Annotated in this window: 10 protein-coding genes; 2 read left to right on the top strand and 8 right to left on the bottom strand. The window is 71.8% G+C overall.

The annotated features are described in order from the left end of the window. Positions 1–3: 3 nt before the first annotated feature. Together ACOMD9_RS08745 and ACOMD9_RS08740 are read right to left on the bottom strand one after the other, a co-directional pair. A complete protein-coding gene (locus ACOMD9_RS08745) occupies positions 4–1,524 on the bottom strand; it encodes a PH domain-containing protein (protein WP_421413823.1) in 1,521 nt (506 codons plus the stop codon). Beyond that, positions 1,521–2,072 carry a PH domain-containing protein gene (locus tag ACOMD9_RS08740; RefSeq protein ID WP_421413822.1) on the bottom strand — a complete coding sequence of 184 codons (552 nt, stop codon included), beginning with the start codon at positions 2,070–2,072 and terminating at the stop codon, positions 1,521–1,523. The genes ACOMD9_RS08745 and ACOMD9_RS08740 overlap by 4 nt, the downstream gene beginning before the upstream one ends. On the opposite strand from ACOMD9_RS08740, the gene ACOMD9_RS08735 reads away from it, so the two are divergent. After that, entirely contained in the window at positions 2,064–3,923 is a 1,860-nt protein-coding gene (locus ACOMD9_RS08735; protein WP_421413821.1) for a chloride channel protein, read from the top strand. The two genes, ACOMD9_RS08740 and ACOMD9_RS08735, sit on opposite strands and share 9 nt — an antisense overlap. Further along, positions 3,910–5,034, top strand: a complete 1,125-nt coding sequence (locus ACOMD9_RS08730; protein WP_421413818.1) for an extracellular solute-binding protein — start codon at positions 3,910–3,912, stop codon at positions 5,032–5,034. The genes ACOMD9_RS08735 and ACOMD9_RS08730 overlap by 14 nt, the downstream gene beginning before the upstream one ends. A gap of 16 nt (positions 5,035–5,050) precedes the next feature. Here ACOMD9_RS08730 and ACOMD9_RS08725 read toward each other — a convergent pair whose 3' ends face one another. From ACOMD9_RS08725 to ACOMD9_RS08700, 6 genes are read right to left on the bottom strand one after another with little or no spacing between them, the layout of a single operon-like run. Then, positions 5,051–5,485: a GFA family protein gene (locus ACOMD9_RS08725; protein WP_421413815.1), complete on the bottom strand. Its 435-nt coding sequence runs from the start codon at positions 5,483–5,485 to the stop codon at positions 5,051–5,053. A 59-nt stretch (positions 5,486–5,544) separates the two neighbouring features. Next, positions 5,545–6,567, bottom strand: a complete 1,023-nt coding sequence (locus ACOMD9_RS08720) for an ABC transporter ATP-binding protein (protein ID WP_421413812.1) — start codon at positions 6,565–6,567, stop codon at positions 5,545–5,547. Then, entirely contained in the window at positions 6,564–7,547 is a 984-nt protein-coding gene (locus ACOMD9_RS08715; protein WP_421413810.1) for an ABC transporter ATP-binding protein, read from the bottom strand. The genes ACOMD9_RS08720 and ACOMD9_RS08715 overlap by 4 nt, the downstream gene beginning before the upstream one ends. Then, positions 7,547–8,887: an ABC transporter permease gene (locus ACOMD9_RS08710; RefSeq protein WP_421413808.1), complete on the bottom strand. Its 1,341-nt coding sequence runs from the start codon at positions 8,885–8,887 to the stop codon at positions 7,547–7,549. Before ACOMD9_RS08710 ends, ACOMD9_RS08715 begins: the two co-directional genes overlap by 1 nt. Continuing rightward, positions 8,884–9,984, bottom strand: coding sequence for an ABC transporter permease (locus tag ACOMD9_RS08705; RefSeq protein WP_421413806.1), 1,101 nt, complete (start codon positions 9,982–9,984; stop codon positions 8,884–8,886). The genes ACOMD9_RS08710 and ACOMD9_RS08705 overlap by 4 nt, the downstream gene beginning before the upstream one ends. Next, on the bottom strand, positions 9,981–12,503 hold the full coding sequence (locus ACOMD9_RS08700; RefSeq protein WP_421413803.1) for an ABC transporter substrate-binding protein: 2,523 nt from the start codon (positions 12,501–12,503) through the stop codon (positions 9,981–9,983). The genes ACOMD9_RS08705 and ACOMD9_RS08700 overlap by 4 nt, the downstream gene beginning before the upstream one ends. Positions 12,504–12,539: the final 36 nt, after the last annotated feature.

Raw genomic sequence — 12,539 nt, 5'->3', positions numbered from 1 at the left:
GGGCTAGCTCCCCGGGGCTCCCTCGACACTCGCCAGCAGGCGGTTCGCCAGTGCCAGCGCCGCGTCCTCCTCGACGAAGGGCAGGCTCTGGCGACCACTGGCCAGGTGGAGCTGCAGGGTGACCACGCCCCGGCGGCGCTGGAGCCAGCTCTGGCGCACCTGGAGCGACACCAGGTGCTCGGCGGGGAAGAGGCAGGTGCGCCGCCCCCACAGGCCCCGGCGCACCTGCAGCCAGTCGCCCTGCCGTGACCAGCCCAGCGAGCGCCAGCGCAGTTCCGCCACGGCCGCCGCCAGGGCGACCAGGCCCAGCACTGCCGGCCCCAGGCTCCAGGCCGGCAGCTCGACCGCCGCGTCTCCCAGCCCCCAGGCGAGCACCCCCAGCCCCGCCAGCATCGCCAGCAGCAGCCGCAGGAACAGCACCCGACGGTAGAGCCTGGACACCCGCTGCAGCGGGGCCATCACCGAGGGCGGTGCGCAACGCCCGGGCCACAGCGGCAGCACCAGCGCATCGGCCCGGCCCGGGGTCAGGCCGGGCACCAGGAAACGGCGCGCCTCGGCGACCTCGCCACCCCCCGTCGCGCCGAACTGGTGGCAGACCAGGTAGCCCCGCCCCAGCGCCCGGCCGAGCCCGGTCTGCACCCACTCCACCACCTGCAGCCGGCGCAGGGTCAGCGTCTGGGAGCGGCGATGCAGCAGGCCGCTCACCTGGACCTGGCGATCGCCGTCGTCGTGCAGCACGAAACCGTGGAAACGCCACCAGGCCGCCAGCACCGCGAGCAGCGTCAGCACCGCCACCGCAGCGACGAGCCCCAGCCCCACCGCCAGCGACGGCGACGCCGGCAGCCAGGCCCAGAGGTCCAGGTGCGGCAGGCGGTCATGCAGCCAGCGCTCCAGCGGCCGCACCAGGGGCGAGAGCAGAGCGGCGATCACCACCAGCGAGCGGCTGGTCAGGCCGTGCAGCACCAGGGCCCCGGGAGTGATGGCGAAACGCTCGGTCGCCGCGTCCCGCGGCGGGCCGGCGTCGGGCGCGTCGGCAGCGGGCGCCGCCCCCCTGAGGTGCGCCTCGAGCGCCTCGGCCTGCTCGCGCCGGATGCCGGGCAGGGCGATGGATGCGGCCTCACCCGCCAGGGTCTCCACCTCCCACTGCACCACCCCCAGGGGGCGCATCCAGGCCGGCTGCTGCACGCTGGTCTGCTGCACATGGCGGGCCGCGACCTTGAACTCCCGGTGGACGAACAGCCCCTTCTGGATCACCAGCACGTCGGCATCGAAGCGGAAGCGGAAACGGCGGTAGTAGAGCAGGCTCAGCAGCAGCGCCACCAGCACCAGCAGGCCGCCGCCGAGCAGCGCCTCGCGCAGCCCGAAACGCTCGCTCACGGCCAGCCCCGCCCCGGCGGCCAGCAGCAGCGGCAGGTGCTGGCGCACCAGGGCGCCCGTGGTGGTCACCAGCGTCAGCCCGATGGCCCAGGGCGAGAGACGCTGCCAGCGGGACAGGCCCGTATCCCCCGGCGCCCCGCGGGTCATGGCAGCGGCTCCTCCGGCGGCACGGGCTCCGGGGTGCCCGATTCCGACTCGAGGCGTGCCAGCAGGTAGCGCTTGACCGCCTCGGCGCGATCGGCGGGCAGGCCCTCGAGGACGAGGTCGGCACCGCCTCCTCCGGCGGTGAAGCAGGCCAGGCGCACCAGGCCGAAGGCGCGCTCGAGAGGCGTGCTCAGGGTCTCCACGTGCTGCAGGCGTACCAGCGGCAGCACCTGGGTGCGCCTGACCCAGAGCCCTCGCCGGTAACAGAGGTCATGCTCACGGAGCCCGTAGGCGCGGCGCCGCGCCTCGACCCAGGCGAATACCGCCAGCACCAGGCCCAGCCCGGCGATGCCGATGGCCAGCGTCCCCTGCCAGTCGGCGAGCGGCGGCTCCGACAGCGGCACCAGGCTCGCCAGCAGGGCGAGCAGCCACCAGCGCCAGAGCTGCTGCAGGGCCTGGCAGGGCGCCAGTCGCGGAGACACCGGCGTCAGCGGTATCGCCTCCAGCCGGGGCAGGCGTTCGGGGTCGAGCGGGAGATTGGTGTGCACCATGATGCCAGAGAGTACCAGCCGGACGGGCGGCACCGATACGCCGACGGCCCGGCGCTTGCCCTGCACGCCCTTCACACCTACACCTTGAGGATGGACACCATCCCGGCACTCACCGGTCCCGGTCCTGGCCCCCTGGCGGTCGTTCGCTTCCTCGGCCTGGTGCTACTGGGGGCCATCATCGGGGCCATCGCCGCCCTCTTCGCCGTGGGCTTCGTCACCGCGGTGCTGTGGCTCAACGAGGGGCTGCTGATCTCGCCGCGCAGCCGCATGCTGTTCGACCATGCCGGCCTGCTGGTCGTCATCACCGTCGCGGTACCGGCGCTGGGCGGCCTGGTCGTCGGCCTGCTGCACCGCGCCATCCCCGAGCGCCGCCCCCACGCGCCGGCCGACGTGATTGCCGCCGTCCAGACCCGGCGGGGCCGGCTGCCGGCCAGGGCCGGCAGCCTGTCGGCCCTGAGCGCGATGATCTCGCTGGGCGCGGGGGCCTCGGTGGGCCAGTACGGCCCCCTGGTGCACCTGGGAGCGACCCTGGGCTCGCTGGGTGCGCGGGTGCTGCGCCTGGGGCGCTCGGACGACAACATCACCATCGCCTGCGGGGTGGCCGCGGCCATCGCCACCGCCTTCAACGCCCCCCTGGCGGGCATCGTCTTCGCCCATGAGGTGGTGCTGCGCCACTATGCCCTGCGGGCCTTCGCCCCGGTGGCCGCGGCCGCCATCGTCGGCTACGTGATCGCCACCAGCGTGCTGGAGCGTGGTGCCCTCTTCCATGTCGCCGACACCGCGGTGCCGCGGCCCTGGGAGTTCGCCATCTTCCTCGCCATCGGCGGCCTCGGCGCCCTGGTCGCCGGGACCTACATGCGGGCCATTCTCAGCGTCACGCGCCTGGCCGACACCCTGCCGCTCGCCCCGGCGCTGCGACCGGCCCTGGCCGGGGCCCTGCTGGGGCTCGCCGCGCTCTGGGTCCCCGAGATCCTCGGCATGGGCCAGGAGACGCTGCGCTTCGCCACCATTGCCGGCGCCTTCGGCACCGCCGAGCTGCTGCTGGTGCTGGCGCTCAAGATCGCCGCCACGGCGCTCTGCCTGGGCATGGGGTTCAGCGGCGGGGTCTTCAGCCCCGCCCTGGTGATCGGCACCCTGTTCGGGGCCCTGTGCGGCAGTCTGGTCGGACAGGTCGCCGGGGCGCCCCTGGAGACCTTCGTGTTCTATGCCGTCTGCGGCATGGTGGCGGTGACGGCCCCGGTGATCGGCGCCCCCCTGACCACGCTGCTGATCGTCTTCGAGCTGACCGGCAGCTATGCACTGACCACCGCCGCCCTGGCCAGCGTGACCCTGGCCAGCCCGATCGCCGCCCAGCTCTTCGGCCGCTCGCTGTTCGACCTGCAACTCGAGGCGCGTGGCCTGGACCTCTCGGCCGGGCGCGGGCGGGCCGTGCTGCGCAGCACCCCGGTGGCCGAGCACCTGACCCGGGAGTGCGTGATGCTGTCCCCCGCCACGGCGGTGACCGAGGCGGTGACCGCGCTCGGCCAAGCCCGTCACGGCGAGGCCTACCTGGTCGACGACCTGGGGCGCTACCGGGGCTGCGTGACCCTCGCCGAACTGGAGGCCGCCCGCGAGGCGCCGGGCGGGCCGCGGGTGGCGGAAGAGGTCGCCACCGAGGACCGGCCGCCGCTGCGGCCCGACACCTCCCTGTGGGACGCCATGGGACGACTGCAGGAGGTCACCGGCGAGGCGCTGCCGGTGGTCGAGGCCTCGGACGGGGCCTTCCTCGGGGTGGTCTACGAGACCAGTATCGCCCGCGCCTACCTGCGCCACAGCGACGAGATGCGACGGGAGGAGCATGGCACGGGATGAGCGATACCGGCGACCCGGCGTGGCGCTGCTGGGGCTGGGGCTGGCGCTGCTGGGGCTGCTGGTGGCCCCGGCCGGGGCCGCGGAGGACGATACCCTGACCGTGCTGAGCTGGGGGGGTGCCTACGAGCGCGCCCAGCGGGCCGCCCTCTTCGAGCCCTACACGGCCAGCACCGGGACGCGGATCGAGGTGGCGCAGTACGATGGCGGGCTCGCCGAACTGCGCCGCGCGGCCGAGGCCGGCGAGATACCCTGGGATCTCATCGACATGACCCGCAGCGAGGCCATGGCGGCCTGCCGCGAGGGCCTGCTGCGCCCGCTCTCGCCCGCACTGCTGGCTCCCGCCCCGGACGGCACCCCGGCGGAGCAGGACTTCCTGCCCGACGCCATCGGTCGCTGCGCCATCACCCACAGCATCTTCGCCACCGTGGTCGCCTACCGTCGCGACGCCTTCCCCGGCCAGCGCCCCACCCGCATCGGCGATCTCTTCGACCAGCAGCGCTTCCCCGGGCCGCGCGCCCTGCAGCGCACCCCGGCGGTCAACCTGGAGTGGGCCCTGCTCTCCTACCGGGTGCCCCACGAGGAGCTCTACGGCCTGCTCAGCACCCGTCGCGGCCTGAACCTGGCGCTGGGCCGCCTCGATGGCCTGGACGAGATCCACTGGTGGGAGGCCGGGGACACGCCGCCGCGGCTGCTGGCCGAGGGGGCGGTGGTCATGGCCTCGGGCTACAACGGGCGCTTCTTCGATGCCATGGTCCACCAGGGGGTGCCGATCGAGATCCTCTGGGACGGCCAGGTCCAGGAGCACGAGACCTGGGCGATTCCCCGCGGCAGCCCCCGTCCCGAGGCGGCCCGGGACTTCATCCGATTCGCCACCTCCACCGAGCGCCTCGCCGAACTGGCACGGCACATCCCCTACGGCCCCGCACGCCGCTCGGCGGCCGTCCAGGTCACCACCCACCCCGACAGCGGCGTGGACATGCGCCTGCACATCCCCACCCATCCGCTGAACGCCGAACGGGCGCTGGCCAAGGACGAGGCGTGGTATGCCGGCACCCTGGAACGCATCAACGACTACTTCCGCGCCTGGCTGGCGCGCCGGGAGCAGGAGTGAGGCCGGCCCCCCGCCCTCACTCGTCCAGGGTCTGTCCCGAGCCGCCCATCTCGGCCGGCACGTCCTTCATCTTGACCAGGCCGTCATGCAGGCGCAGCACCGACTCCTGGTAATGGACGTGAACCCCCGGCGTGAAGGGAAAGTCCGGAATGATGGCGGCGTAGACGTCGATCAGCCCCAGCCCGGGGTGCTCGGTCAGGACGTGGCCCCCACAGGTCCGGCACCACTTGCGCACGCTGGCCGGTGTCTTCTGGTAGCTGTCCAGGTTGGCGGCACCGCGGGTCACCTGGACGGCATCCGGCTGCCACAGGGTGAAGGCGTTCACCGGCCCCGCCGACCAGTGACGGCACGACTCGCAATGGCAATAGCCCATGCCCGCCGGTTCCCCCGTCACCGCCACCTCCACGGCACCGCAGAAGCAACGGCCCCGGTAGCTGCGATCATCGCTCATGCTCCACCTCCCGAGCCTGTTTCGGTCCCCCACCCAGTATAGTCGGCCCGAGCGCCATGTCAGCGGTGCAGCCAGCAGGCCGAGAGATGGTGGTCCCGGGGGGCGAAGTCGGGGGGATCGTCACGGTCGCAGAGCCCCGCCAGGGCATGGGGACAGCGCGGGTGGAAGCGGCAGCCGGTGGGAGGATTGAGCAGGCTGGGGGGCTCGCCGACGGGCACCTCACGCTGGCGGGTGGCGTTGGCCGCATCGGGGTCGGCGATGGCCGCCAGCAGCGCCTGGGTGTAGGGATGCAGGGGATGGTCCAGCAGGTCGTCGACGGGCGCGCTCTCCACCACCCGGCCTGCATACATCACGAAGATGCGCTCGGCGAAGTGGCGAACGGTGGAGAGGTCGTGGGTGATGAAGGCCAGGGTCAGCTCGCGCCGGGCCTGGATGCTGCGCAACAGGTTGAGGATCTCGATGCGCACCGAGGCGTCGAGCATCGAGACCGGCTCGTCGGCGATGACCATCGCCGGTGCCAGGATCAGCGCCCGGGCGATCACCACCCGCTGCTGCTGGCCGCCGCTGAGCATGTGCGGGAACTTGGGCAGGTACTCCTCGACCGGGGACAGCCGCACCTCCTCGAGCACGGCGCGGATGCGCCGCTCACGCTCGGCGCGGTCCCTGACGCCATGCACGATCAGCGGCTCGGCGAGGATACGCCGCACGTCGAGAAACGGCGGCAGCGCCCCGTAGGGATCCTGCTGCACGTACCCGACCTCGGCGCGGTAGGCCTTGAGCTCGGCCCCGTCGAGGTCGCCCAGGGTGCGGCCATCGAAGCGCACCTCGCCCCGGGAGGGACGGTGCAGGGCGAGCAGGGTGCGGGCCAGGGTGCTCTTGCCGCAGCCGCTCTCGCCGACGAAGGCGACTGCCTCGCCGCGGGCCAGCTCGAAGGTCACGCCGTCCACCGCATGCACGGCGCCCACGCGCAGGAACCCCCACTGGCGCAGCTCGAACCAGGTGTGCAGGTCCGAGACCGAGAGCAGCGGCGCTGCCTCGCCCCCGGGGTCGCGGTGAAAGACCGCCCGAGACCGGTGCATCATCGTCCTCCTCGTCGCGTGGAGTCGTCGTGCAGCCAGCAGCGCACCCGGTGCCGTTCGCCGAGCCGTATCGTCTCCGGGTCCTCGCCGCAGGGCGCGAAGCGGTGCGGGCAGCGCTCGGCGAAGCGGCAACCGGCGGGCGGATCGAACAGGTTGGGAGGATGCCCGGGAATGGGCTCCGGCCGCTGCCGCTGGCGCAGGCGCGGCACGCTGGCCATCAGCATTCGCGAATAGGGGTGGGCCGGCTCGGTGAAGAACCGGCCGGCATCACAGGTCTCGACGAGCTGGCCGGCGTACATCAGCGCCACCCGGTCGGCGAGCTCGCTGGAGGTCGCCACGTCGTGGGTGATCAGGATGAAACTGGTGTCCTGCTCCTGCTTGACCCGCTTGAGGGCATTCATGATGCTCGCCTGGGTCAGCACGTCCAGTGCCGAGGTGGGCTCGTCGAGAATGACCAGTTCCGGCTCGGCGACCAGCGCCATGGCCAGCACCGCGCGCTGGCGCATGCCGCCGGAGAGCTCGAAGGGGTAGCGGGAGAGGAAGTCCGTGGACACCCCCACCAGGGTGAAGACCTCGGCCGCCCGCTCCATCGCCCGGGCCCGGGACCACCCCCGCAGCACCCTCAGCGGCTCGGCCACCTGCACACCCACCTTGACCACGGGGTTGAGGGCGTTCATCGAGGCCTGCATCACCATCGCCATGCGCGACCACTGCACCTGGCGCCGGAAACGCTCGTCGGACAGCGTGCCGAGCTCGGTTTCACCCAGCGTGATCCGCCCACCGGTATGGTGGATATTGCGCGGCAGCACCCGCATCAGCAGCTTGGCCAGCGAGCTCTTGCCGCAGCCGGACTCGCCCAGGATCACCAGCGCCTCGTTGCGCTGGAGGTCGAAGCTGACCCCGTCCACCGCACGCACCACGCCGCGCCGGGTCTGGTAGTGCAGCGCCAGGTCCTCCACGCGTAACAGCGGCGACTCGCGCATCACAGGCTCCTCAATCGCGGGTTGAACACCCGATCCAGGGCGAAGCCGAGCATGGCGAAGCCCAGCCCGGTCAGCATCAGCAGCACCGCCGGCGACACCACCCAGTAGTAGTAGCCGTTGTAGAGCGCGCTCTGGGACTGGGCATCGTTGAGCACCTTGCCCCAGGTGGGCAGCACCGGGTCGCCCAGCCCCAGCACCGCCAGCGACGCCTCCAGGAACACGAAGGTGGGGATCAGGGTGACGAAGGTGGGAATCAGCACCGGCAGGATGCGCGGGATCATGTAGCGCATCACGATGCGCGGGTTGCTCGCGCCATAGGCCCGGGCCGCCTCGATGTAGGGGGCCTCGCGGATCGGCAGCAGCATCGCCCGGTACATCTTGATGCCGGCACTGAAGATGCCCAGCACCACCACCACCCCGAGCATCAGCCAGATGCTGGTGGAGTAGAGGGTCCCGACCATCACCAGGATCGGCAGCAGCGGGAGGATCATGTTCACCTCGGTGAGCCGCTGGATGATGGCGTCGACCCACCCGCGGTACCAGACGCCCACCGCGGCGATGACCAGGGTGGTGATGGTGGTGCCCACCGCCGCCAGCAGCCCGAAGGCCAGCGCCACCGGGGTGCCCCACATCAGCGCCAGGCTGAGGTCGCGCCGCTGGTGGTCGGTGCCGGCGATGCCGTGCACCCGGCCGTAGAGCACCAGCTCGGCATCGATGCCCGCCCGGTCATCGAACACCACGGCGTCGAGCACCAGCCGGTAGCGGCCCTGCTGGACCTGCGGCACCCCCTCGGCCTCGGGCCCGGCGAGCAGGCCGATATGCGGCACCCGACCGCCCAGGCGGCGTTCCAGGACACGATCCTGGGAGATCGACACCCGGTCGCCACGGCCGATCCGATAGCCCCCCAGGGAGAGTTCGCGGCCGTCGGGCGTCTGCCACAGCAGGCGCGCGAAGGGGCGCTGCGCGTGCCCCTCGGCGCTCAGGAAGAGGTTGATCTCGCTGGGAAAGCCGTCGTAGTCATAATCGAAGGCCAGGGGGATGCGCAGGCGGCGCCCGCCCTCGAAGGGCGCCTCCGCGACCTCGGCGGCATCGCTCGACACGCTCAGGGTGCGCGGCTGACGACCGCCCCTCAGCCGGTCGAGCCACACCGGTTCGGCATTGACCGGGTGCATCTGCCAGGGCTCGCCACCGCGCCACCTCTCCAGGGCCTCGGAGTAGGGAATGGCGATCACGGTGTAGAGCGACAGCCCCACCAGCACCGCGATGATCGCCATGCCCACCAGCGCCGAGGGGTACCGGCGCAGCTCCTGCCAGCCTTCACGCCACCGCCCGCCGATCATTGCCGCCCTCCCTCGATGCGCACGCGCGGGTCGAGCAGCGCGTAGAGGATGTCGAGCAGGAACACCGTCGCCGCCAGCAGGTAGGCGAAGATCACCACCGCCCCGATGATCACCGGCGTGTCGCGGTGGCCGATGGCCTGGAACAGCAGCGAGCCCAGACCCGGCCAGTTGAACACCTGCTCCAGGATGATCGCCCCGCTCCACAGCCCGATCAGCATCAACAGGAAGCTGGTGATGATCGGCGACAGGGTCGGCCGCAGGATGTAGCGACGCTCGATCAGGCGCGACGGCAGCCCCTTGGCCCGCGCCATCTCGACGTAGTCCTCGCTGGAGTGGATCAGGAAGAAGGTGCGCCAGGAGTAGATCGAGACGAAGATCGACGACAGGAACATCGCCACCAGGGGCAGCAGCATGTGGCGCAGCACGCTGGCGGCATACGCCCAGCGTCCCTCGGGGGGCGGTGCGGTGACCATCCCGCCGGCCGGCAGCAGCGGCACCAGGAAGGCGAACACCAGGATCAGGAAGATGCCGTAGAACCAGGCCGGGGCCGCCGAGGTGGGCGCCAGGGCGATCACGCTGCGATCGAGCGCACTGCCATAGCGTCGCGACAGCGACAGCGCCATGAACACCGAGCAGAAGAACACCAGCAGGTTGGCGCTGCCGAACAGCAGCAGGGTCGCCGGCAGCCGCTCGGCGATGATGTCGTAGACCCGGCGCGAGCCGCGGTCGCTGTGCATCTGCTCGGCACGCCCCAGGTCCAGGCGCATGGCGCGCTGCAGGTAGTCGACGCTGCGTACCAGGAACGGCTGGTCCAGGCGCAGCCGCTCCACTTCCAGGGATACCTGGCGGTCGATCAAGGCACTGCGCTCCTCGACGGGCATGTCCTGGAAGGCCGGGTCGGCGCGTACCGCCTCGGCGGCCTGGCTGCGGATCTGCACCAGGCGCAGCTCGTCCACCTGGCCGCCCATGTTGGCGATGACGATGGTCAGGTAGACGCCCACCAGCACGGTCAGCAGCAGGCCCAGCAGCCGCTTGACGGCATACACCAGCATATGGCGCAGGTCGCGCAGTCGCCCGCGCCGCCGCGGCTCGCTCATGGGTCCACCTCCCGGCCGCCGGGCGGCACCGTGGCGAAGACATGGGAGGCGAAGGAGGGCAGCGCCACCCGCCGACTGGTGACCGCCAGCTCCAGGCTGTTGGCCCCGGTCCCCAGGGCCGCCACCCCTTCCGGCGGCAGTTCGATGTTCCACAGGCCATCCCCGAGGGGATCGGCCTCGCCCCGTCGCACCAGCTCGCCGCGACCGTCGAAGAGCAGGAACTGTACCCGTTCGATGCCCTCGGCGGCGTAGGGTTCGCCCTCGAAGGTCACGGCGAGCCGGAAGACGGCGGCCTCCCCCACCTCCACCACCAGGGGGCCGTCCAGGTCGAGCTCGGGCACTTCCGGCTGCGAGAATGTCAGCCACCGGTCGGCCGGGTCGGGGAAGCCGGCGAAGCGGCGCAGCACCACGCTGCCCTCCACCGGATGCACCGAATGCAGCTGCAGGGGGCCGTTGCCGACCCACAGGTGGCCACGTTCGGCGTACCAGTCACCGAGGGCCCGGTAGCGCTCGACCGGCTCCTGCTCGCCCAGCAGGTCGTCCAGCACCGCCGGGTAGGGCCGGGTACCCCGCTCGACGGCCTGGTCCAGGTGGCGGGCCAGGACCGGTACGCTGGGGCCCGCCACCAGGCTCATCCAGTCGACCTGCAGCCGGTCGGCCTTGTTCGACGAGAATGCCAGCTCGCCGCGGTTCTCGGCCAGGATGCCCAGGGTCAGGGCATGCCAGGGGGTCGGCACCGGTGTACGGGCCGCCACGATGGTCTCGGCATCGGGGTAGATCTGGTCGCTGTAGATATCGATCACCAGCGGGTCGCGGGAGACGATGCGCCAGCCGCGGAAGTGCCGCTGGAAGGCCTCGAAGGTCGGCAGGTGCGCCATGTCGAACAGCCGGCTCTCCTCGTCGGCCCGCTCGAAGGTCAGGATCCACGGCAGCACGAAATCGGCCAGCGACAGGCGTGAGCCATCGTGCCAGCGCGTCTCGAACAGCGTCTCCTCGTAGCGGACCCGGACGCGGGTGCGCGCGGTGATGCCCCCGGGGTGCTTCTCGCCCACGGTGACGAAGCGGCCCGCCCCGCTGTCCCAGTCGATCCAGGCCGCCTCGGGGACCGGGATCGTCTCGGCGGTTGCCACGCTCAACCAGTCGAGGGTACGGCCGACCGGCACGCCCGCCTCCACGGTCACCTCGGCCCCCTTGATGCGCTGGGGTCGGTAGAGCCCGGTGAAGGGGTCGGGAATCAGCATCGGATCCTGGGTGGCCCGGATCAGCATCAGGTCGAAGATCCAGTTGCTGCCCGCCACCGGGTTCCAGGGCTCGGTCAGCAGGCCCGGCGTGCCGAACACCATCTCGCCGCCCACCCGATCGGTGTAGCGCAGGGTGTAGGGCCACAGCGCCGAGCCCGACAGCCCGCCGGCAAGGTCCACGGCGACCTCGACGTTGGCGGCCCGGGCCGAGGCATTGAGCTGGTCGACCAGCCAGACCCGCACCGAATCCTCCATGGCGAGGCCGAGGGCGCGCGCCATCATCGCCTGGCGCTCCTCCCAGGTGCGGTAGTCGCGCCGCTCCAGGCGCTCGGCCAGCTCGTCGAATTCCGGTGCCGGCCGGTAGGCCTGCCACAGCGGTTCGGCACGCCCCCGCGGGGTGTAGTAGAAGCTGAAGGCGTCGGCCTGGTCACGCTGGATCACCACGGTGATCCAGCTGCCGGTATAGAGGTGCCAGTGCCCGGCGCGGGGGTCGCTGGCGATCCACAGCCGCGACGCCTCTTCCGCCGTGCGGTAGCGCCGCTCGACGACGAAGCCGAGATCCTCCAGCAGGTTGGCGATGTAGTCGCCGACCCGGCGCCGCTCGTCCTCGGTGCGGATCAGCGCGATCAGGCGCACCGGTTCGTCGCGGTACCACCACTGGCCATCGACGAAGCGTGCCCCCAGGCCCTCCAGCTCGGCATGGATCACCTCGCGGGCGGCGGCGGGGTCATGGGCGTAGCGCAGCTCGAGTTCGCGGGCCACGTCGGCCAGGCGCGCATAGTCGGGAAAGGCGGTGGAGAGCGGCAGGAAGCGGGGCACGGCGAGGCCGCCGAAGATCTCCTCGGCGATGTAGCGGCGGTCGATCAGGCGGTTGAGGGCCTCGCGGATGGCCGGCACATGGAAGGGGTTGAGCTCGCCGCCCGCCAGCTCGGGGCCGGCCGGGTTCAGCGTCAGCTCGGCGGCCGTGCCGTAGGAGAGGTCATGGGCGGTATACAGGGAGTCGCGGAGGCGGTGGAATACCGTGGTACTGGAGATGCCCTGGGTGAAGACCTGGTGGGAACCGGCCTCGATCAGCCCCGTGACCCTGCCCACGTCCGCCTCGCGGGTGAACACGACCTGGTCCACCAGCGCCCCGCGGCGCCCCTCGAGAGCCGCCGCGTCGATGGACTCGGCAACCGTCGGGGGCCGACGGGGCGGCTCCCCGATCTCCGGGCGGAGGGCGACCACCAGGACCGCCACGAGCAGCAGCGCGCTGATCGCCAGTACGATGCCTCTCATCAACTCACCACTGGAGCGTGCCGGGGCACGGTCGGC

Origin of the sequence: Halomonas terrestris (assembly GCF_049166755.1) — a bacterium.
GTDB lineage: Bacteria > Pseudomonadota > Gammaproteobacteria > Pseudomonadales > Halomonadaceae > Halomonas.
Note: the sequence above shows the minus strand (reverse complement) of the source record. Positions and strands in the feature narration are given on the sequence as shown.